This is a genomic window from Pseudomonas sp. S2_E01, assembly GCF_054668365.1.
The window spans coordinates 5054431-5076252 of the sequence record NZ_CP162762.1 but is presented as its reverse complement, the minus strand read 5'-3'; the positions used below and the strand labels follow the sequence as shown (position 1 = coordinate 5076252).

Below are 21822 nucleotides of genomic sequence, written 5' to 3'. Positions count from 1 at the left end.
GTTGCGTCGGCGGCTGAACCCCGGTCCGTCGCAGGTGGCTTCTGTGCAGTCTCTCAAATGCGTGAGATTGCGTTATGGATGGTATTTTCCTGCAGCAACTGGTCAACGGCCTGACCCTCGGGTCGGTCTATGGCCTGATCGCCATCGGCTACACAATGGTCTATGGCATCATTGGCATGATCAACTTCGCCCACGGCGAGGTTTATATGATTTCCGCTTACCTCGCGGCAATCAGTCTGGCACTGCTGGCTTACTTCGGTATTGAATCCTTCCCTCTGTTGATGCTGGGCACACTGGTCTTCACCATTGTCGTCACCGGGGTGTATGGCTGGGTCATCGAACGCATCGCCTACAAACCCCTGCGCAACTCCACTCGGCTGGCACCGCTGATCAGCGCCATCGGTATTTCGCTGATCCTGCAAAACTATGCCCAGATCAGCCAGGGCGCTCGCCAGCAGGGTGTTCCGACACTGCTGACTGGTGCATGGCGGATCGACATCGGTACTGGCTTCGTCCAGCTCACCTACACCAAGATCTTCATCCTGGTCGCGGCATTCGCCGGCATGGCGTTGCTCACCTACATCATCAAGTACACCAAGCTCGGCCGCATGTGCCGCGCCACCCAGCAAGACCGCAAAATGGCCTCGATCCTGGGGATCAACACCGACCGGGTGATTTCCTACGTGTTCATCATCGGTGCAGCGATGGCGGCCCTGGCCGGCGTGCTGATCACCATGAACTACGGCACGTTCGACTTCTACGCAGGCTTCGTCATTGGCATCAAGGCGTTTACCGCAGCGGTACTCGGCGGCATCGGCTCACTGCCTGGGGCCATGCTCGGCGGGATTATCCTCGGGATTTCCGAGTCGCTGTTCTCGGGTCTCGTCAACTCGGACTACAAAGACGTCTTCAGCTTCTCGCTGCTGGTCCTCGTTCTGGTCTTTCGGCCTCAAGGCCTGCTCGGCCGTCCTCTTGTGTCGAAGGTGTAAGTCATGTCTTCAACCACTAAAAAAACCATTGATCTCAAGAAAAGTCTGGTTGATGCGATTCTCTCCGGCCTAGTTGCCCTGATCGTGTTCGGGCCGATCGTCGGCGTCGTACTCGATGGCTATGGCTTCAATCTGGAAGCCACGCGAGTGGCCTGGATCATCGCCGTTGTCATGGCCGGTCGTTTTGCCCTCAGCACCTTCCTGCAAACTCGCAGGGGCCTGAAAATTCTCGAGGGTTTTGAAAGCTCCGGCTCCGGGGTACACGTACTGCCACCTGACTACAAATCACGCTTGCGCTGGATCATCCCGTTGATGATCGTCATCGCCGTGGTGTTTCCGTTCTTCTCCAACTCCTACCTGCTGGGCGTGGTCATCCTCGGGTTGATCTACGTGTTGCTGGGCCTGGGCCTGAACATCGTGGTGGGCCTGGCCGGCCTGCTCGACCTCGGTTACGTGGCGTTTTACGCCATCGGTGCCTATGGCCTGGCGCTGGGTTATCAATACCTGGGGCTGGGGTTCTGGACCGTGCTGCCGCTGGCGGCGATCACGGCTGGCCTGGCGGGCTGCATCCTGGGTTTTCCGGTGTTGCGTCTGCACGGCGACTACCTGGCGATCGTGACCCTGGGCTTCGGTGAAATCATTCGCCTGGTGCTCAACAACTGGCTGTCGCTGACCGGCGGGCCAAACGGCATGCCAGCGCCACTGCCAACGTTCTTCGGCCTTGAGTTCGGCAAGCGGGCGAAAGATGGCGGGGTGCCGTTCCACGAGTTCTTCGGCATCGCCTACAACCCGGACGTGAAGTACTACTTCATCTACGCCGTGCTGTTCCTGGTCGTACTCGCCGTGCTGTACATCAAGCACCGCCTGACCCGCATGCCGGTCGGCCGCGCCTGGGAAGCCCTGCGGGAAGATGAAATCGCCTGCCGTTCCATGGGGTTGAACCACGTGCTGGTCAAACTCTCGGCGTTCACCATCGGTGCTTCGACCGCCGGTTTGGCAGGGGTGTTCTTCGCCACCTATCAAGGCTTCGTCAACCCGACGTCCTTCACCTTCTTTGAGTCAGCCCTGATCCTCGCCATCGTGGTACTCGGCGGCATGGGCTCGACCATCGGTGTGGTCATCGCGGCTTTCGTACTGACCGTGGCCCCGGAGCTGCTGCGTGGTTTCGCTGAATACCGCGTGCTGTTGTTCGGCATCCTGATGGTGGTGATGATGATCTGGCGACCGCGCGGCCTGATTAGGATCAGCCGTACCGGTGTGACGCCACGCAAGGGGGTAGCGCCATGAGCGAAGTCGTACTTTCAGTTGAAAAATTGATGATGCACTTTGGCGGCATCAAGGCGTTGAACGACGTCAGCCTCAACGTGCATCGCAACTCGATCTTCGCCCTGATCGGCCCCAACGGCGCCGGCAAGACCACCGTGTTCAACTGCCTGACCGGTTTCTACAAGGCCTCCGGCGGCAAGATCGAACTCAACGTGCGGGGTGAGCGCACCAACGTCATCCAGTTGCTGGGCGAATCATTCAAACCGACCGATTTCGTGTCGCCGAAATCCTTCGCCAGCCGCATGTACTACAAAATGTTCGGCGGCACCCACCTGGTGAACCGCGCCGGCCTGGCCCGTACCTTCCAGAACATTCGCCTGTTCAAGGAAATGTCGGTGCTGGAAAACCTGCTGGTGGCGCAACACATGTGGGTCAACCGCAGCCTGCTCGCGGGCATCCTCAACACCAAGGGCTACCGCAAGGCCGAAAGCGATGCGCTGGACCACGCTTTCTACTGGCTGGAAGTGGTGGACCTGGTGGACTGCGCCAACCGCCTGGCCGGTGAGTTGTCCTATGGCCAGCAACGCCGTCTGGAAATCGCCCGTGCGATGTGCACCCGGCCGCAGATCATCTGCCTCGATGAACCGGCCGCCGGCCTCAACCCTCAGGAAACCGAAGCGCTGAGCGCGATGATCCGTCTGCTGCGTGACGAGCACGATCTGACCGTGGTGCTGATCGAACACGACATGGGCATGGTTATGAGCATTTCCGACCACATCGTGGTGCTGGACCACGGCATTGTCATCGCCGAGGGCGGCCCCGACGCTATCCGCAACGACCCGAAAGTGATTGCCGCTTACCTGGGCGCTGATGAAGAGGAGCTCGTATGACTAACGGCGCCATCCTCGAACTCAAGGAGCTGGACGTGTTTTACGGGCCAATCCAGGCCCTGAAGAAAGTCTCGCTGCACATCAACGAAGGGGAAACCGTCAGCCTGATCGGCTCAAACGGCGCCGGCAAGTCGACGCTGCTGATGTCGATCTTTGGCCAGCCGCGTGCGGCGGGTGGGCAAATCCTCTACCAGGGCGTGGACATTACCCACAAGTCATCGCACTACATTGCCTCCAACGGCATCGCGCAATCGCCGGAAGGCCGGCGTGTATTCCCCGATATGACTGTCGAGGAAAACCTGCTGATGGGCACCATTCCCATTGGTGACAAGTACGCCAAGGAAGACATGCAGCGCATGTTCGAGCTGTTTCCGCGTCTTGAAGAGCGGCGCACTCAGCGGGCCATGACGATGTCGGGTGGTGAGCAACAGATGCTCGCCATCGCCCGCGCGCTGATGAGTCGGCCGAAACTGCTGTTGCTCGATGAGCCAAGCCTGGGCCTGGCGCCTATCGTGGTGAAACAGATCTTTGCCACCCTGCGCGAACTGGCCAAGACCGGCATGACCATCTTTCTTGTCGAGCAGAACGCGAACCATGCCCTGCGCCTGTCTGACCGGGCCTATGTGATGGTCAACGGCGAGATCCGCATGAGCGGCACTGGCAAGGAACTGCTGGTGAACGAGGACGTGCGCAACGCCTACCTTGGCGGGCATTGATCTCGGCGGCAACACCCAAGCCCCGGCGCGCAAAGCGCCGGGGCTTTTTCATGGCTATCCCCAACCCCTGTAGGTGCGAGCATGCTCGCGATGGTCGTCAACGATAACGTTGGGTATCTGGTTCCCCGCGGTGCCTGGGCCACCATCGCGAGCATGCTCGCTCCTACAGGATGGGGGGAGCAAAAGGTCAATTGTGGAAAACAAATTCCAGAAGCTCCGAAAGCGCGACATAAAGCCGCTGTAAACAGTTGTTTCGCCAAGCTTTTGAGTTGTCCCCGTTTGCTGTGGAACTGGCTGTGAATAACATGGGAGTAGCCGGCTGAACGCCTTGTAAATCGTGGCTTGCAGCGTGGCGGTTGTTTTTTGAGCAGGTGGTTTTGGCCTGCGTCAGGCCGGCAATGTCAACCTTTTTATTGGTCGCGTCAGGCGCACAAAAACGCAAGATACCGCCTGTGGATAACTCTGTGGTTAAACTCTGGAAAGACTCACCCGAGGGCCGTCGTTACTGGCTTGGCGCCATCGCCGATTGAGTCGGTAGATCGTGCAAATTGCCCAGGTCTGCACAGTGAGTATTACGGGGTCAAGCAAAAAACTTTGTAATCTGCCCGCAAAGCCTTATGCACAGCGGCTTGCAGCGTAATGACTTGCCCCCGGAAACTGTGGAGCGGCTTGTGGATAACATGCGGGTATCTGGCTGCAGGCCACGGCTGGCGAGGCGTGCGGCATGTTGATCGTTTTTTGTACAATGCTACCGGTTGCCGGTGCGTGCCAAGGCGGGCATGCTGGCTGCTGAACTTCCATTCCAAGGGTTGCACGGCAGCCCAAGCAAGGAGAACACGATGTCCAACACCCTGTTTATTACCGGCGCGACGTCCGGTTTTGGTGAAGCCTGCGCCCGTCGTTTCGCCGAGGCTGGCTGGAAACTGGTGCTGACAGGTCGTCGTGAAGAGCGTCTGAATGCCCTGTGCGCCGAGCTATCGAAGCAGACCGAAGTCCATGGCCTGGTGCTCGATGTCCGTGATCGCAAGGCCATGGAAGAAGCCATTGCCAATCTGCCGCCGTCCTTCGCCAAGCTGCGCGGGCTGATCAATAACGCTGGCCTGGCCCTGGGCGCGGACCCGGCGCCGAAGTGCAGCCTGGATGATTGGGACACCATGGTCGACACCAACATCAAGGGCCTGATGTACGCCACCCGCCTGCTGTTGCCGCGCCTGATCGCCCATGGCCGTGGCGCCGGTATCGTCAACCTTGGCTCGGTTGCCGGCAACTACCCGTACCCAGGCAGCCATGTGTATGGCGGCACCAAGGCGTTCGTCGGGCAGTTCTCGCTGAGCCTGCGTTGCGACTTGCAAGGCACGGGCGTGCGGGTCAGCAACATTGAACCCGGTCTGTGCGAAAGCGAGTTCTCGCTGGTGCGTTTCGCCGGTGACCAGGAGCGCTACAACGCGACTTACGCCGGTGCCGAGCCGATCCAGCCCCATGACATTGCCGAGACGATTTTCTGGGTACTCAACGCTCCGGCGCACATCAACATCAACACCCTTGAGTTGATGCCGGTGAGCCAGAGCTGGGCGGGGTTTGCGATTGATCGTTCGGGTGGAAAGGCTTAAACCGCGTCGCGGCCAATCGCGGGCAAGCCCGCTCCTACAGGGTCCGGTGTGACACACAAAGGGTGTGAACAACGAAAATCACTGTAGGAGCGGGCTTGCCCGCGATAGCGGTCTAACCGTCAGCCGAGATACTCAACCAACCCGCCATAACAGGTCGCCAGGTGATACGGCGTGGTCGACGGCATGTCACGGCGGCAGACTTCACCATTCACCGCACGGCACTCATGCCATCCGCCGGCATGCAGGAAGCGACGCTGCAATGTCTGTAATTGGCGCAGCACATTGGCTTCGCTGTCCGGCCGCAGGGTCAGTGCGCGCAGGTATTCCGCCTGGGCCCAGATACGCTGGGTCGCATCGCGTGGCACGCCATCGTGTTCCAGCACCAGTGTGGCCTTGACCGCCCCTGTCTTCTGGTCGACCCCCAATCGTTCGGTGAACCTGAAAGCACGCGTGATCGAGCCGTGCAGGGCCGAGTCACGCAATAACGGCGAGGATTCCAACAGGAAATACCACTCGAACTGATGCCCGGGTTCGAACCAGTTATCCACAGCGCCCAGCGGTTTCTCCATCAGCACGCCGTGTTCCGGATCGATGAAATGTTGCTGCATGGCTGTGCATAACCCGATGAGGGCTGCCTGCACCGCGTCATCCTTGCGTACCGACAAGGTCGCGAGCAGGGCTTCGGCCAAATGCATGAGTGGATTTTGCAGGGGGCCGCTGCTACGCGACGACCAGTCGCGCTCAAGGCTGGCTTCGTAAAGGCCGTCGCCCGTGGCGAATCGCTCGGCCACCACTTGCAGCGAGGCATTGAGCACCGATTCCACCAGCGGTTCGCGAACCTTGCCCCAGTAATGGGCGCAGGCGAAGACGATGAATGCGTGGGTGTAGAGGTCCTTGCTTTGATCCAGCGGGGCGCCTTGTGGATCGATGCTATAGAACCAGCCGCCGTGTTCGGCATCGTGAAAGTGATGCTGCAGCGAACGGAACAACGCGGCGGCGCGAGCCTGGGCGCCGGGCACCTGGCCGATCAGGCTGGAAAACAAGTACAGCTGCCGTGCGCAGGCCATGGCCCGGTAACGCTGGGGCGGCAGCGGCTGGTGCGCGGCATCCAGGGCCTCGTAGGGCAAGGCCATCTCGGCATTCCAGCCGGGCCCCTGCCAGAGCGGCACGATCACCTTCAGAAAATGCGCTTGCACCGTGGCAAACAGGGCAGTCAGTTCAGGCTGGGAAGCGGAGCGGGAAACAGGCGGCATTGGCTGGCGTCACGGCAGGGTTGATGGCGCGACATGTTAGCAGGCCTTGGGTATGTGGTGTCTGTCAGGGCGCTATCGCTGGCAAGCCAGCGCTTACATGGGGGCGCGCGGCAACGGTAGGAGCGAGCTTGCTCGCGATAGGGGCGCCCCGAATCCATCGTTCCTGAAATAGAACGCTAAAGCCAATTTTCGCTATCTACCGCTCAAAAGGTGATGGTTTTAATCTTCTCCCATCAACGCGAAACACACCCACTACTGAAAATCAAAACACCTTAGGAGCAACAGCCATGGCTAAATTCAAATACAACCGCCTGAACAAAGACGACGCTGCCGTGCTGCTGGTTGACCATCAGGCGGGCCTGCTGTCCCTGGTTCGCGACATCGATCCTGACGCCTTCAAGAACAACGTGCTGGCCCTGGCTGACCTGGCCAAATTCTTCAACCTGCCGACCATCCTCACCACCAGCTTCGAGCAAGGCCCCAACGGTCCGCTGGTTCCTGAGCTCAAGGCGTTGTTTCCGGATGCGCCGTACATCGCCCGTCCCGGCCAGATCAACGCCTGGGATAACGAAGACTTCGTCAAGGCGGTGAAGGCCACTGGCAAGAAACAGCTGATCATCGCCGGCGTGGTCACCGAAGTCTGCGTAGCCTTCCCGGCCCTGGCTGCCCTGGAAGAAGAGTTCGATGTGTTCGTGGTCACCGACGCCTCCGGCACGTTCAACCAGATGACCCGTGACGCCGCCCACGACCGCATGAGCCAAGCGGGTGCGCAACTGATGACCTGGTTCGGCGTGGCCTGCGAGCTGCACCGCGACTGGCGCAACGACATCGAGGGCCTGGCCGCGCTGTGCTCCAACCACATCCCGGACTACCGCAACCTGATGACCAGCTACAACGCCTTCAACACCGCCAAGTAAGCCAACCGCGCCCAAGGCAACGGCTATCGTTGTCTTGGGCGCCGCTTCGTTCACCGCACATCCATCCAATTCCTGCCGGGCAATCCCCGGCATGCTACGCAGTCGTGCCCACCGCTGCCGCATCCAGATGGAGAACATCATGACCCAAGACTCCAACGACAAAAGCCGCCGACAGTTCCTGGCCAACAGCACCATCCTCGGTGCCGCCGGCGCGCTTTGGTCGGCGTTGCCATTTTCTGGCTCCACCGGTTCTGCCTACGCTTCCAGCCAAGGTGGCTCCATGAGCGCCGACCTGATTCTGTTCAACGGCAAATTGCACACCGTCGACCGCGAGAAACCCCTGGCCACCGCTGTCGCCATCAAGGACGGCCGCTTCATTGCCGTGGGCAACGACGGCGAAGCCATGGCCCACAAGACCTCGGCCACCCGGATCATCGACCTCAAGGGTCGTACCGTCATCCCCGGCTTGAACGACTCCCACCTGCACTTGATTCGTGGCGGTTTGAACTACAACCTGGAACTGCGCTGGGAAGGGGTGCCCTCGGTGGCTGATGCCTTGCGCCTGCTTAAAGATCAGGCGGCCCGCACGCCGACGCCACAGTGGGTGCGCGTGGTGGGTGGCTGGAACGAATTCCAGTTCGCCGAAAAACGCATGCCCACCCTGGAGGAAATCAACCAGGCCGCGCCTGATACTCCGGTGTTCCTGCTGCACCTCTACGATCGTGCGCTGCTCAACCGCGCCGCGCTGAAGGCCGTGGGTTACACCAAGGACACGCCGAACCCACCGGGCGGCGAGATCCAGCGCAACAAGTTCGGCGAGCCCACAGGCCTGCTGATTGCGCGCCCCAATGCGATGATCCTGTATGCCACGTTGGCCAAAGGGCCGAAGCTGCCGCTGGAATATCAGGTCAACTCGACCCGCCAGTTCATGCGCGAGCTCAACCGCCTTGGCCTGACCAGCGCCATCGATGCCGGCGGCGGCTACCAGAACTACCCGGACGACTATCAGGTGATCCAGGAATTGGCCGACAAGGGCCAGTTGACCGTGCGCATCGCCTACAACCTGTTTACCCAGAAGCCCAAGGAAGAGCTCGCGGACTTCAAGAACTGGACGTCCAGGGTCAAGCCCGGCGATGGCACCGACTTCCTGCGCCACAACGGTGCCGGCGAGATGCTGGTGTTCTCGGCGGCCGACTTCGAAGACTTCCTTGAGCCGCGCCCGGACCTGCCGCAGACCATGGAGCAGGAACTCGAACCGGTGGTCCGCCATCTGGTCGAGCAACGCTGGCCGTTCCGACTGCACGCGACCTACGACGAATCGATCTCGCGCATGCTCGACGTATTCGAGAAGGTCAATCGCGACATTCCGTTCAACGGCCTGCCGTGGTTCTTCGATCACGCCGAAACCATCAGCGCGAAAAACATCGAGCGCGTGCGCGCGTTGGGCGGCGGCATCGCCATCCAGGACCGCATGGCATTCCAGGGCGAATACTTCGTCGACCGTTACGGCGCGAAGGCTGCCGAGAAGACGCCGCCGATCCAGCGCATGCTTGCCGAAGGTATTCCGGTCGGTGCCGGCACTGACGCCACTCGGGTCTCCAGCTACAACCCGTGGACTTCGCTGTACTGGCTGGTCAGCGGCAAGACTGTCGGCGGAATGGCGTTGTACCCGGAAGGCCTGAGTCGCGAAACCGCGTTGCAACTGTTCACCCATGGCAGCGCCTGGTTCTCCAGTGAACAGGGGAAAAAGGGGCAGATCAAGGTCGGCCAACTGGCGGACCTGGCCGCGTTGTCGCTGGATTTCTTCAGTGTCGATGAAGAGGCGATCAAAGGCATCGAGTCGGTGCTGACCGTCGTCGACGGCAAGGTGGTGTACGGTGCGGCGGAATTCAGCAACCTCGGCCCTGGCCAGGTGCCGGTGTTGCCTGAATGGTCGCCGGTGGCCAAGGTGCCAGGGCACTGGCGCGCCGGTGCGCCCTCGTTGGCGGCGGTGGCGCACCAGTGTGTCGGGCCTTGTGGGGTACATGCGCACAGCCATGAGCGGGCGCGGCATTCGAGTGTGCCGGTCAATGATTACCAAGGGTTCTGGGGAGCCTTGGGTTGTTCGTGTTTTGCTTTCTGATGTGAAGGGGGGGAACCGTGAGGGTTCCCCTTTTTTTGTGTTGTCTGGTCGGGCCTCATCGCGGGCAAGCCCGCTCCCACAGTGGTGCGATGTACGCAGTTCCATTGTGGGAGCCTGCTCGCGATGGGTTAGCGGGCGCCGCGATTTGTCAGGCTGGCCCCGCCAACAAATGCCGAATCCGGATCTCGACCCCATCGGTCTGCAACTGCCGCACGCGCGCTTCGATCTTGAGCTCGCCACGGGTGACCCGGCCGTGATGGCGCAGGTGCTCCAGCCACGATTCCTCGAAGAAGAACTCGACCCATAAGTCCGGGTCGGCGCTGTCACGCATCAACCCCCACGACAACGCACCGTTGCGCTTGCGCATGGCTTCCAGCGCCCGTGCGGCTTGCTGAAAAGCTTCGACCTTGCTCGGTTCGACGTGGTACTCGACCGTGATCATCACCGGCCCGCTGTCTCGGTCCAGGGCATCACTGAGCAGCGGCGTTGGCCAGTGCAGGGAGGGCGTCAGTTCCTCAACCTCGGTGCTGGGTAGTGCCACCTTGATAGTCAGCAGCGTACAGAGGGCCAGGCCCCCGGCCGCCAGCAGCAGGCTGAGGGTAATCGAGGCGTGACTCGCGAGGCTGCCCCACAGCAGGCTGCCCGCCGCCATGGCACCGAAAAACACCAGGATGTACACCGACAATGCCCGCGCCCGCACCCAGGCCGGCACCGAGGTTTGCGCCGCCACTTGCAGGTTCGATAGCACGGCAATCCATGCCGCGCCGCTGAGCAGCATCGCCGGCAGCAGCGCGTAGAAATTGCGCGTCAATGCCAGGGCCAGCAGAAACAGCGCGTACAACAGGCTGGCCACCGCCACCAGGCGATCGCGGCTGATCTTTTCCCGCAGGCGTGGCAGCAAGGTCGCGCCACCGACTGCACCGATGCCGATGGCCGCCAGTAACATGCCGAAATCGGCTGCACTGCCGTGCATTTCACCGCGCACGATCAGCGGCAGCAGGGACATGCCGGCGCTGGCGCAGAAGAAAAACGCCAGGGCGCGGATCAACACCGCTTGCAAAGGTTTGGAACTGCGGGCGAAGCGCAGCCCGGTTCGGATGGCGCCGACAAATCGCTCGGCGGGCAGCAGCGGCTCCTGTACCTGCCGTTTCCACAACAGCAGCACCACAATCACGCCGGCGAACGATACGGCGTTGAGGGCGAAGGTCAGCCAGGGGCCGACCAGGCTCACCAGCACGCCCGCCAACGCCGGGCCGACCGCACGCGACACGTTGATGCCGACGCTGGAAATCGCCACCGCATTGGACAGTTCGTCCTTGCCCACCAGTTCCGGCGTCAGCGCACTCCACGCGGGCATCATCAGCGCGGTGCCGATGCCCAGCGCCAGTGTCAGTACCAATAGCAGCGTGACGTTCATCATGCCGAACAGGGTCAGCAGCGCCAGGGTCAGGGCGACCGCCGACATCCACAACTGCACCAGCAACAGGTAACGACGCTTGTCGACGATGTCCGCTGCCGCGCCAGCGGGCAGGGCGAGGAAGAACATCGGCAGTGAGCCGGCCACCTGGATCAAGGCCACGTGCAGCGGGCTGGCGGATAACGTGGTCATCAACCAGCCGGCACCCACCTCGTGCATCCAGGTGCCGATGTTGGAAGCGATGGTGGCGATCCACAGCATGCGGAAGGTGGTGTTGCGCAGGGGGCTCCAGGCGCCTGAGGTTGCAGTGCTCATATCAGAAGGTGCCTTTGAGTGGGTATTCGATGATCACGTAAATGCGGTCGATGTCATCGCCAGCCTGGGCGCTGTTGGCGCGGTGACTGACATGGGACAGCGACAGGTTCAGCCCCTTGGCGCTGCCGGACTGCACGGTGTATTTAAGGTCGATGTCACGCTCCCAGTGCCGGCCGCCCTTGCCTTGCTGGGGCGTGAAGCGATCTTCGCCCGGATCGAACGGATTGTAGGCGCCGCCTTGTGGCGCGTGGGTGCCGTCGATGCCGCTGCCACTGACATAACGCGCCATCAGCTTCAGGCCGGGGATGCTGAAGGTGGCCATGTCGAGGTCATAGCGCAGTTGCCAGGAGCGTTCGCCCGGGCCGTTGAAGTCCGCGTACTTGATGGAGTTGGCGAGGTAGATGGAGTCGCCGCCGACGAAGTCGAATGGCGTGTCGCCTTCGATCTTTTGCCAGGCCAGGGTCACCGCCTGGGCGCCGAAGTTGTATCGGGTCGCCACGCTGTAGGCCAGGGTGTCGATGGCGCCAGCACTGGCATTGCCTGTGTCGCGGGTCTGGTACAGGTTGCCGTCCAGTTTCCAGTTACCCTCGCGTGCATTGAGGTTCAGGTAGGCTTGGCGCCAGGTGTCTTGCAGTTGTGAGGCAAACAGCGAGCCGCCGAACGGACCGTCGGGAGCGTAGGTGGCGCCGGCCAGGCTGATGGCATGGCCGTCGGTGTTGGCGCCGTAGCCGTCGAAATCCTCGAAGCTCGAAGTGCTGTCCTGGTTGCTGAACGCGGTGAAGCGTCCTGCTTGCAGGCGCCAGTCCGGCAGGTCGGTGTTTTCCAGCAACCATCCCGTGGCGTACTCCGGGCGCAGGCGTTTGTCGGCGGTGTCGAATACCGGGGTTTCGACGGTCATCTCGCCGTAGCGCAGCAGGGTGTTGCCCATGCGCAGCTTGAGTGCCGCACCGGCGCTGGAGTAATCGGATTCGGCGCGTCCATCGCTGTCACGGGGCAACAAGCCGGTCCCGGCGTGGCCACGGCCGCCGTCGAGCTTGAGGCCGACAAAACCGTGGGCGTCGAGGCCCAGGCCAATCGTGCCTTCGGTGAAACCGGAACGGACATCGCCGATGAAACCCTGGGCCCATTCCTGGCGGTAGTTTTGTCCGCTGGCGGAGGGCGAGCGGAAATCGCTGTGCAGGAAATAATTGCGACTGAGCAGCGACCAGCCAGGCTCGTCATCGGCGTGGCTCAGGGCTGGGGTGATGATTGCAGCGGTGGCGAGCAAGGCGCGGGATGACCCACGTATCAAGGCAGTCATGGGCGCTCCGGCGTATAGGAGCCGCCACTGTAGCGCCGCGTCGAGGCCTGGGATTGTGTCGGTGTGCTGGATCAGGAACCGGGGCTGGGCGGCGCCGGTTTCACGCCATGTCGCTGATGCAGAACTCTTCGGCCAGATGATCGATCAGCGAGCGCACCGACGGCAGCAAACCGCGCCGCGACGGGAAGATCGCATGGACAATGCCGCAACGCGGGTGCCAGCCCGGCAGCAGCTCCACCAGCCGCCCCTCCGCCAGATCGTCACGTACCGCCACGCGCGGCAGGTGCGCGATACCCACGCCGGCCACCACGAAATGACGCAGCGCGAACAGGTCATCGGTGACCATCCGCGGTGTGTGCGCGACGACCAGGCTGTGGCTCATGTCTTCGCCCTGGATCAGCTCCCACTGGTACTCGCGCTGGGCACTGCCCCAATGCACGCTGGGCAACTGGCTCAGAACCTGCGGATCGAACCCTGGCGGCAGTTGCTGCAAAAAACTGGGGTGGCCGACCAGGCATTGCGTGCTGTTGCCCAGCACCTTCATCACCATGTCGGTGTTTTCCAATGGCGGAAAGCGCACGCGCAGGGCGACGTCGATGCCTTCGTGCAACAGATCGACGCGGCGGTTGGTACTCTCGATGAACAGCTCTACCTGGGGATATTTGAGCATGAAGCGCGAGAGCATCGGCCCGACCCAGAAGTTCAACAGGGTGGTCGGGCAGCTGATGCGCACCAGCCCACGGGGTTCGCTGCGATTGCGCTCGATGATCTCGGCGGCGCCCTCGGCTTCCACACGCATGGCCAGGCAGCGCTGATAATAGGCCTGGCCGACTTCGGTCAGCGAGCAATGGCGGCTGGTGCGGTGCAACAAGCGCACGCCCAGGCGCTCCTCAAGATCGGCAATGCGTCGGCTGAGTTTCGACTTGGGCATGTCGAGCGCCCGCCCGGCGGGGGCGAAGCCGCCGTGCTCGACCACTTGGGTGAAGTAGTAGAGGGAGTTGAGGTCTTCCAATGATCGTTCTCCGGCTGGCGGCGCAATTACTCGGTGCTGCCGAGTCCTTGCCAGTGTTTGAGGCCAATGAAGATAAAACGCAGTTGCTGGGTCATCTTGGCTTGCGGCGTCAGGTGCTCGGGCAGCGCCTCGGCCGGTGGGTCGATGACGTCGGGCAGGGTGGCAAACACACTTTTAACGACCAGGTCGGCGATGACGCTCAGGGCCGCGCTGTCCAGGTGATGCAACTTGGGCATCAACCCCAGATCGGCAGCCAGGTCGGAGCTGATGTCTTCGCGCAAGCGGCCGATGGCCTGGCGTACCGGCAATGAACCGCCGTACTGCTCGCGGGCGAGAAACAAAAATTGTGAGCGATTGGCCGACACCACATCGAGAAAGATCCGCACCGAGGCGTCGATGATGCCGCCCATGACAAATTCGTTGTGGCGTACCAGGCGAATGGTTTCGCGGAAGGTCTGGCCGACTTCACTGACCAGCACCAGGCCCAATTCGTCCATATCGGCGAAATGCCGGTAGAAACCTGTTGGGACTATCCCGGCGGTTTTCGCCACTTCGCGCAGGCTCAGGCTGCCGAATCCACGGCCGCTCTCCATCAAATGACGGGCCGCGTCCATCAGGGCGTTGCGGGTTTGTTGTTTCTGTTCGGCGCGGGGCAGCATCGCAAGGGCGTTTTTTCTGGACAGGACAGCGACGCACTCTAGCAAATCGGCTTTGCCGGCGTCGAACGATCAGGCGGGGAAAGGAGCTGCCATAAAAGTCAAAAGCCCAATCCGGGGATTGGGCTTTTTTTCAAGGCCGTCATGGCCTTAGCTCAAGCGGGCATTGCGTTCGATAACACGGTCACCACCACCTTCGGCGAGTGTTTGACCCAGAGGAGTGCGGTCGGAACCATCAGCAGCGAGGGTTTGGCCCAGAGGAGTGCGGTCGGAACCATCAGCAGCCAGGGTTTGGCCCAGTGGAGTGCGGTCGGAACCATCAGCAGCGAGGGTTTGGCCCAGTGGAGTGCGGTCGGAACCGTCAGCAGCCAGGGTTTGGCCCAGTGGGGTGCGGTCGGAACCGTCAGCAGCCAGGGTTTGGCCCAGTGGGGTGCGATCGGAACCATCGGCAGCCAGGGTTTGACCTTGTGGGGTACGATCCGAACCGTCCTGAGTGATCAGGCCTTTTTCTTTCAGGCGATCGTTACCACCTTCAGCCAGGGTCTGGCCTTGTGGAGTACGGTCGGAACCATCAGCGGCAACCGTCTGGCTGAACACCGAGGTGGCGGCTTTGACTTGTGGGGTGGCCTGTTCTGCGGCTGGCAGGGCGAAAGCGGTGCTGGCCAGCATTGAGAGTGTAAGGCTAAGCAGTAATTGGCGTTTCATGATCGGGGTGCTCCGTGGCAAGGCAACAATTTGGGTACGAGGTCAATGTTACCCTCGATAAATCGATATAAAAGTTCATAAGCGCAATGGTAATAATCAACGGAATTGATTGTTCCATGCGAAGGCTCTAAACCGGGCCTTTCAGCGCGGTGTTTTTGCACTGATGTGGGTATTTTCAACTCACATTCGCCGCACAACAGTGCGGGAGCGGTAACACTGGCTGACGGGCGCAGGTTGATCCGGGCCGATTATTTGAACGTTAAGCCGCATTTCGGTTAAACCTGCGGGCGGTTTTCCAGTCGTACATTCCATGCAGGCCGATCTGGCCTAACGTTTCACATGCGCGTCGCGGTCAGGGCGCTCAGTCGTTTTCAGGAGCTCTGTGCAATGACGCGCACCCCCAAAATCCTCGCCTGGACCTTTGCCAGCCTGGCGTTTGTACTGGCAGTACTGGTGCTGATCATCGTGTTCTTCGATTGGAACCGGATCAAACCGACCCTCAACGAGAAAGTTTCCGCAGAGCTGCATCGACCGTTTGCCATCAACGGCAACCTCGCCGTGGTCTGGCGGCGCGAGCTGGACGAGGGCGGCTGGCGCGCGTGGGTGCCGTGGCCACACGTGGTGGCCGAGGACTTGAGCCTGGGCAACCCGGATTGGTCGAAGCAGCCGCAGATGGCCACGCTCAAGCGCGTCGAGCTACGCATTTCGCCACTGGCCCTGTTGGCGCAGCGCGTGTCCATCCCGCGCATTGACTTGACCGAGCCCAATGCGCAGCTCCAGCGCCTGGCCGATGGGCGGTCGAACTGGACGTTCCAGTTCGACCCGAAAGACCCGAACGCGGAGCCGTCCAACTGGGTGGTGGACATCGGATCGATCGGTTTTGACAAAGGCCATGTCACCCTCGACGACCAGACGCTCAAAACCCAGCTCGATCTATTGATCGACCCGCTGGGCAAGCCGATCCCATTCAGCGATATCGTCGGCGACAAGGCGGCCAAAACCGCCCACGAGAAAGGCAGCGCGCCTCAGGACTACGCGTTCGCGCTCAAGGTCAAAGGCCAGTACCACGGGCAGAAACTGTCGGGTGACGGCAAAATTGGCGGGTTGCTGGCGTTACAGGACTCAACGCGACCGTTCCCGCTGCAGGCCCAGGTCGCCATTGCCGACACCCGTATCGAACTGGCCGGCACGCTGACAGACCCCCTCAACCTCGGCGCACTGGATTTGCGCCTGAAGCTGGCTGGCAGCAGTCTGGGCAACCTTTACCCGCTGACCGGCGTCACCCTGCCGGACACGCCGCCATACGCCACCGACGGCCACCTGATTGCCAAGCTGCATGAACCGGGCGGCGCGGTGTTCCGCTATGAAGCGTTCAACGGCAAGATCGGCGCCAGCGACATCCACGGCAACCTCGCCTATGTCGCCAGCCAGCCTCGGCCGAAACTCAGCGGTGCGCTGGTTTCCAATCAATTGCTGTTTGCCGACCTGGCGCCGCTGATCGGCGCCGACTCCAACGCCAAGCAAAAGGCCAGAGGTGGTGAAAGCAAACAACCCGCGGACAAGGTACTGCCGGTTGAAGAGTTCAAGACCGAGCGCTGGGGCGACATGGACGCCGATGTCGAGTTCACCGGCAAGCGTATTGTCCACAGCGAAAAATTGCCGTTCAACGACCTCTACACCCACCTCGTGCTGACCGATGGCGTGCTCAGCCTCGAGCCGCTGCGCTTTGGCGTCGCGGGCGGCAAGCTGGACGCACAGATCCGACTCAACGGCCACACCCAGCCCCTGGAAGGTGATGCGAAACTGACCGCCCGGGGTTTCAAGCTCAAGCAACTCTTCCCGACGTTCGAACCGATGAAGACCAGTTTCGGCGAACTTAACGGCGATGCGGACATCAGCGGGCGGGGCAACTCGGTGGCGGCGCTATTGGGCACGGCCAATGGCAATCTGAAAATGCTGATCAACGATGGCGCCATCAGTCGTGAGCTGATGGAGCTGGCGGGGCTCAATGTCGGCAACTACGTGGTCGGCAAAATCTTTGGTGACAAGGAAGTGAAGATCAATTGCGCAGCGGCCGATTTCGACATCAAGTCGGGCCTGGCGAGTACGCGTTTGTTCGTGTTCGACACCGAGAACGCGATCATCTACATCGACGGCACGGCCAACATGGCGACTGAGCAACTGGACCTGACCGTGACCCCGGAATCGAAGGGCTGGCGCTTGATTTCCCTGCGTTCGCCCTTGTACGTACGTGGCAAGTTCATCAAGCCGGATGCCGGCGTGAAGGCCGTGCCATTGATGTTGCGGGGTGCGGGGATGGTCGCGCTGGGCGTAATCGCGGCGCCGGCGGCCGGGCTGCTGGCCCTGGTGGCGCCGAGCGGCGGGGAACCGAACCAGTGTGCGCCGTTGTTGCAGCAGATGAAGGCGGGGAAGGCGCCGGTCACAGTCAAACCCACCAAGTAATCGACCTGTCGTTGATACCCCGCGGTGTTCTTGCGACCATCGCGAGTAAACTCGCTCCTACAGGGGAATGCGGACCCCTGTAGGAGCGGGCTTGCCCGCGATGAGGTCTGTCAGACGCTACAAATCCTGCAGAATGTCGGCCATATCATCGGCATGCTCTTCTTCCTGAGCCAGGATGTCTTCGAAGATGCGCCGTGTGGTCGGGTCCTTCTCACCGATGTACTGAATGATCTCGCGGTAGCTATCGATGGCGATACGCTCGGCGACCAGGTCTTCATAGACCATCTCCTTGAGCGTGTTCCCGGCCACGTACTGGGCGTGGGAGTTTTTCGACAGCAAGTCCGGGTTGAACTCCGGCTCGCCGCCCAGTTGCACAATACGCTCGGCCAGTCGGTCGGCATGTTCGGCTTCTTGCTGGGCGTGTTCGAGGAATTCGTCCGCCGCGGCGTGCGCTTTCAAGCCACTGGCCATGAAATAGTGGCGCTTGTAGCGCAGCACGCACACCAACTCCGTCGCCAGCGATTCGTTGAGCAGGCGCAACACCTGCTCGCGGTCGGCACTGTAGCTTTCGGTCACCGCGCCATTCTCGACATTTTGCCGGGCACGGGCGCGAAGCGTCGTTACATCAGACAACTGCATGTCACTCATTTCGTTCTCCTGGAGGCTAATCCGGTGGGGCGTCACCTTCTGTGCAAGTGATCGCTACTTAGGGTGTGAGTCCCGCGAACGGGAAAAAGTTTGATGCAATTGGGCACTCGAAAAAGGGCCTTGGAACAGGTTTGAGTGGCGGGATGTCATAGACTGCTCATCGTGTTGTCACCTTTGTTGGTGATGCTTGGCGGACGTCTTGCATCCCGTCAGGCGACTGTTCACCGCTCACAAGGATGTCCGTCCATGTCGCAAGGTGCTGCCACGCGTTATCCGTTGGTGCTGGTTCCGGGGATGCTCGGGTTTATCCGGCTGGTGCTCTATCCGTACTGGTACGGGATTGTCGAGGCGTTGCGTCAGGGCGGGGCGACGGTGATCGCCGTGCAGGTCTCGCCGCTCAACTCCACCGAAGTGCGTGGCGAGCAGTTGCTGGCGCGAATCGACGAGATCCTGCGCGAGACCGGTGCCGAAAAGGTCAACCTGATCGGCCACAGCCAGGGCTCCCTGACCGCTCGCTACGCGGCGGCCAAACGCCCGGATCGTGTGGCTTCGGTTACCTCGGTGGCCGGGCCCAATCAGGGTTCTGAACTGGCGGACTACATTCACACCCACTATCCGGCGAACAGTGCCAAAGGTCGGCTACTGGCCGTTTTTCTGCGGTTGATCGGTGCGGTCATGGGCGTGCTGGACACCGGTTATCGCGGACCAAAATTGCCAGTGGACATCCACGCGTCCCACGAATCGCTGACCACCGCCGGCGTGGCGCTGTTCAACCAGCTTTATCCACAGGGCCTGCCCGAAACCTGGGGCGGGCACGGGGCGGAAGAGGTCAATGGCGTGCGCTACTACTCGTGGTCAGGCACTCTGCAACCGGGCAAGACCGACCGAGGGCGTAACCTGTTCGACGGCACCCACCGCAGTTGTCGGCTGTTCGCCAGGACCTTCGTGCGTGAAGCCGGGCAGTGTGATGGCATGGTCGGGCGGTATAGCTCGCATTTGGGCACGGTGATTGGCGATGCGTACCCGCTGGATCATTTCGACATCGTCAACCAGTCGCTGGGGCTGGTGGGCAAGGGGGCTGAGCCGATTCGGTTGTTTGTCGAGCATGCGGGGCGCCTGAAGGCGGCAGGGCTCTAGTCCGAGTCGCCCCCATCGCGGGCAAGCCCGCTCCCACAGGTTTTGTAGACGCAGCTAATCCCTGTGGGAGCGGGCTTGCCCGCGATGGCGTCCGCTCAGCCACCGCGACTTTTACCTCCCAACTCCGTCGTCCACCGCTCCGAAACAATCACCCCACCCAACGTCAACGCCCCACCCACCAGGTGATACAGCGCCAACTGCTCACGCAACACCACCGCCGCAATCAACGCGGTAATCACCGGCAGCAGGTTGAAAAACAACACGGTCCGGCTCGGCCCCAAACGGACCACCGCCTGCATCCACAACAGCGGAGCGATCATCGACGCCAGCAGGCAGGCATACAACACCAGCGGAATGTTCTGCGCGGTCGGCCCGGTTTTCGCAGAAGCGGCAAACAGCGGAAACAACACCACCACGGCCACGACCACTTGCAGGTACAGCAACACCAGCGGCGGCAACCGCAGCTGCCATTTTTTCAGCAGCGTGCTGTACAGCGCGTAGGCCAGGGTAGCGATCAGCATCAGTGCGTCGCCCAGGTTCACCCCGTGTTCCAGCAGCGCCGCGAGGCTGCCGGACGACACCACCACCAGCACGCCGATCAACGACAGCACCGCACCGACCAGCGCGCCCGCCGATGGCCAGCAGGGGGTAAGCGTATTGCATCAGCACAACCAGAACGTTGGTGGCCGGCCATTATCCATAGTCTGGCGACCGGCAGGAATGTGTAACAGGCCTTGTCTACACTTCAGGGCGAGGCCGCGCGCTCCCGTGCGGCGACAGGAGAAAACTCCATGAAGATGTTGCGTGTCCCTTTGTTGATGATCGGTCTGCTGCTTTGCTCCCAAGGGTTCGCCGCCACGGCCCAGCAGACCAAGATGACCACCTGCAACGCCGACGCTACCGCCAAAAGCCTCAAGGGTGATGAGCGCAAGGCCTTCATGAGCACCTGCCTCAAGGCGGCCCCGGCGGCCAACGACGCCAAGGCCCTGACCCCGCAGCAGGAGAAAATGAAAACCTGCAATGCCGATGCGGCGACCAAGGCGCTGAAGGGCGATGAGCGCAAGGCGTTCATGAGTAGTTGCCTGAAAAAATAACAGGCGGCGGGATTTGTGGGGGCTGACAGGGCCCTTTCGCGAGCAAGTCGAATCGTCGCACCGCCGCTCCCACAATGGATCTGCGTACGCCGGACTACTGTGGGAGCGGCGGTGCGACGATTCGACTTGCTCGCGAAGGGGCCAGTATGGTCACTGCAAAAACCTACAATCCCTAGTGCTCTCCCGCGAACGCTGGCAGACTGCCAATCCTTCTACGCCGTTCGTTTTGAGGCTGTATGCCAACGTTTTCTCAACGCCAAGTCTTGCTGGTCATCAGTTGGGTGATCATCTTCGGTGGTTTGCTGCTGGTGCTGCCACTGCGCTTACTGCCCAGCCTGTTGGCGGGGTTGCTGGTTTTCGAATTGGTCAACATGCTCACGCCGCAATTGCAGCGCCTGATCGAAGGGCGGCGGGCACGCTGGCTGGCGGTGGCGTTGCTGGGAACGCTGGTAGTGAGTGTGCTGGCGCTGATCTTCGCCGGCGCCATCAGCTTCCTGCTGCACGAGGCGGAAAACCCCGGCGCGTCCCTGGATAAATTCATGCACGTGGTCGACCGCGCGCGCGGCCAGTTGCCGCCGTTCATCGACGCCTACCTGCCCGCCAGCGCCGCCGAATTTCGCGTGGCGATCGGCGACTGGCTGAGCAAGCACCTGAGCGATCTGCAACTGGTGGGCAAAGACGCGGCGCACATGTTCGTGACGCTGCTGATCGGCATGGTGCTCGGCGCGATCATCGCCTTGCAACGCATCCCGGACGTGACCAAACGCAAACCGCTGGCGGCCGCGCTGTTTGATCGACTGCACCTGCTGGTTCAGGCCTTCCGCAACATCGTGTTCGCACAGATCAAGATTTCCCTGCTCAACACCTTCTTCACCGGGATCTTCCTGGCGGTGGTGCTGCCAATGTTCGGCATCAAGCTGCCACTGACCAAGACCCTGATCGTGCTGACCTTCCTGCTCGGCCTGTTGCCGGTGATCGGCAACCTGATCTCCAACACCCTGATCACCATCGTCGGCCTGTCCCTGTCCATTTGGGTGGCCGTCGCGGCGCTGGGTTATCTGATCGTGATCCACAAGCTCGAATACTTCCTCAACGCGCGCATCGTCGGCGGGCAGATCAGTGCCAAGTCGTGGGAGTTGCTGCTGGCGATGCTGGTATTCGAAGCCGCCTTCGGCCTGCCGGGGGTAGTGGCGGGGCCGATTTATTATGCGTACTTGAAGAGTGAGCTGAAGCAGGTGGGGATGGTTTAGGGGCAGTTGGGGAGCTTTAAGCTGCAAGCTGCAAGTAGAGGCAAGAGCGGGTGTGGGTTGCT

General features: G+C 61.4%; 19 protein-coding genes and 1 pseudogene. 12 read left to right on the top strand and 8 right to left on the bottom strand.

Features of this window, described 5'->3' with window-relative positions:
* Window positions 1–74: 74 nt before the first annotated feature.
* From AB4O36_RS23485 to AB4O36_RS23460, 6 genes are all read left to right on the top strand, one after another.
* Window positions 75–989 carry an ABC transporter permease subunit gene (locus AB4O36_RS23485; protein ID WP_460118549.1) on the top strand — a complete coding sequence of 305 codons (915 nt, stop codon included), beginning with the start codon at window positions 75–77 and terminating at the stop codon, window positions 987–989.
* A gap of 3 nt (window positions 990–992) precedes the next feature.
* Window positions 993–2276 carry a high-affinity branched-chain amino acid ABC transporter permease LivM gene (gene livM / locus AB4O36_RS23480; protein ID WP_460118547.1) on the top strand — a complete coding sequence of 428 codons (1284 nt, stop codon included), beginning with the start codon at window positions 993–995 and terminating at the stop codon, window positions 2274–2276.
* Entirely contained in the window at window positions 2273–3145 is an 873-nt protein-coding gene (locus tag AB4O36_RS23475) for an ATP-binding cassette domain-containing protein (protein ID WP_460118545.1), read from the top strand. The genes livM and AB4O36_RS23475 overlap by 4 nt, the downstream gene beginning before the upstream one ends.
* Window positions 3142–3861, top strand: a complete 720-nt coding sequence (locus tag AB4O36_RS23470) for an ABC transporter ATP-binding protein (RefSeq protein WP_460118543.1) — start codon at window positions 3142–3144, stop codon at window positions 3859–3861. Before AB4O36_RS23475 ends, AB4O36_RS23470 begins: the two co-directional genes overlap by 4 nt.
* An 81-nt stretch (window positions 3862–3942) precedes the next feature.
* A complete protein-coding gene (locus AB4O36_RS23465; RefSeq protein WP_460118541.1) occupies window positions 3943–4161 on the top strand; it encodes a hypothetical protein in 219 nt (72 codons plus the stop codon).
* Window positions 4162–4700: 539 nt separating this feature from the next.
* Window positions 4701–5471 carry an SDR family oxidoreductase gene (locus AB4O36_RS23460; protein WP_460118539.1) on the top strand — a complete coding sequence of 257 codons (771 nt, stop codon included), beginning with the start codon at window positions 4701–4703 and terminating at the stop codon, window positions 5469–5471.
* Window positions 5472–5590: 119 nt separating this feature from the next.
* Here AB4O36_RS23460 and AB4O36_RS23455 read toward each other — a convergent pair whose 3' ends face one another.
* Entirely contained in the window at window positions 5591–6724 is a 1134-nt protein-coding gene (locus AB4O36_RS23455; protein WP_460118537.1) for an AGE family epimerase/isomerase, read from the bottom strand.
* A 287-nt stretch (window positions 6725–7011) separates the two neighbouring features.
* Between AB4O36_RS23455 and ycaC the strand changes: the two genes are divergently transcribed.
* On the top strand, window positions 7012–7641 hold the full coding sequence (gene ycaC, locus AB4O36_RS23450) for an isochorismate family cysteine hydrolase YcaC (protein ID WP_460140392.1): 630 nt from the start codon (window positions 7012–7014) through the stop codon (window positions 7639–7641).
* A gap of 280 nt (window positions 7642–7921) precedes the next feature.
* Window positions 7922–9763: an amidohydrolase gene (locus tag AB4O36_RS23445; protein ID WP_460126831.1), complete on the top strand. Its 1842-nt coding sequence runs from the start codon at window positions 7922–7924 to the stop codon at window positions 9761–9763.
* A 148-nt stretch (window positions 9764–9911) separates the two neighbouring features.
* Here AB4O36_RS23445 and AB4O36_RS23440 read toward each other — a convergent pair whose 3' ends face one another.
* The 5 genes from AB4O36_RS23440 to AB4O36_RS23420 all read right to left on the bottom strand — a co-directional run bounded on the left by AB4O36_RS23440 (window position 9912) and on the right by AB4O36_RS23420 (window position 15168).
* A complete protein-coding gene (locus tag AB4O36_RS23440) occupies window positions 9912–11495 on the bottom strand; it encodes an MFS transporter (protein WP_460140391.1) in 1584 nt (527 codons plus the stop codon).
* A gap of 1 nt (window position 11496) precedes the next feature.
* Window positions 11497–12795: an OprD family porin gene (locus tag AB4O36_RS23435; protein ID WP_460140390.1), complete on the bottom strand. Its 1299-nt coding sequence runs from the start codon at window positions 12793–12795 to the stop codon at window positions 11497–11499.
* Window positions 12796–12895: 100 nt separating this feature from the next.
* A complete protein-coding gene (locus tag AB4O36_RS23430; RefSeq protein ID WP_460118529.1) occupies window positions 12896–13807 on the bottom strand; it encodes a LysR substrate-binding domain-containing protein in 912 nt (303 codons plus the stop codon).
* A gap of 26 nt (window positions 13808–13833) precedes the next feature.
* A complete protein-coding gene (locus AB4O36_RS23425; protein WP_460118527.1) occupies window positions 13834–14466 on the bottom strand; it encodes a TetR family transcriptional regulator in 633 nt (210 codons plus the stop codon).
* 147 nt (window positions 14467–14613) lie between these two features.
* Window positions 14614–15168 carry a hypothetical protein gene (locus AB4O36_RS23420; RefSeq protein ID WP_460118525.1) on the bottom strand — a complete coding sequence of 185 codons (555 nt, stop codon included), beginning with the start codon at window positions 15166–15168 and terminating at the stop codon, window positions 14614–14616.
* A 387-nt stretch (window positions 15169–15555) separates the two neighbouring features.
* Here AB4O36_RS23420 and AB4O36_RS23415 point away from each other — a divergent pair, with 387 nt between their 5' ends.
* Window positions 15556–17631: an AsmA family protein gene (locus tag AB4O36_RS23415; protein WP_460140389.1), complete on the top strand. Its 2076-nt coding sequence runs from the start codon at window positions 15556–15558 to the stop codon at window positions 17629–17631.
* 117 nt (window positions 17632–17748) lie between these two features.
* Here AB4O36_RS23415 and AB4O36_RS23410 read toward each other — a convergent pair whose 3' ends face one another.
* The gene (locus AB4O36_RS23410; protein WP_460118521.1) at window positions 17749–18279 is read right to left on the bottom strand and encodes a ferritin-like domain-containing protein; all 531 of its coding nucleotides are present in this window, start codon (window positions 18277–18279) and stop codon (window positions 17749–17751) included.
* A 246-nt stretch (window positions 18280–18525) separates the two neighbouring features.
* On the opposite strand from AB4O36_RS23410, the gene AB4O36_RS23405 reads away from it, so the two are divergent.
* A complete protein-coding gene (locus AB4O36_RS23405; RefSeq protein ID WP_460118520.1) occupies window positions 18526–19416 on the top strand; it encodes an alpha/beta fold hydrolase in 891 nt (296 codons plus the stop codon).
* Between the two features lie 95 nt (window positions 19417–19511).
* Here the strand turns inward: AB4O36_RS23405 and AB4O36_RS23400 are convergent.
* A pseudogene (locus AB4O36_RS23400) lies at window positions 19512–20051 on the bottom strand (DMT family transporter); the annotation flags it as partial.
* Between the two features lie 156 nt (window positions 20052–20207).
* On the opposite strand from AB4O36_RS23400, the gene AB4O36_RS23395 reads away from it, so the two are divergent.
* Both AB4O36_RS23395 and AB4O36_RS23390 read left to right on the top strand, forming a co-directional pair.
* Window positions 20208–20510: a PsiF family protein gene (locus AB4O36_RS23395; protein ID WP_460118518.1), complete on the top strand. Its 303-nt coding sequence runs from the start codon at window positions 20208–20210 to the stop codon at window positions 20508–20510.
* Between the two features lie 236 nt (window positions 20511–20746).
* Complete coding sequence (locus AB4O36_RS23390; protein ID WP_460118516.1) at window positions 20747–21760, top strand: AI-2E family transporter; 1014 nt, start codon at window positions 20747–20749, stop codon at window positions 21758–21760.
* Window positions 21761–21822 lie beyond the last annotated feature (62 nt).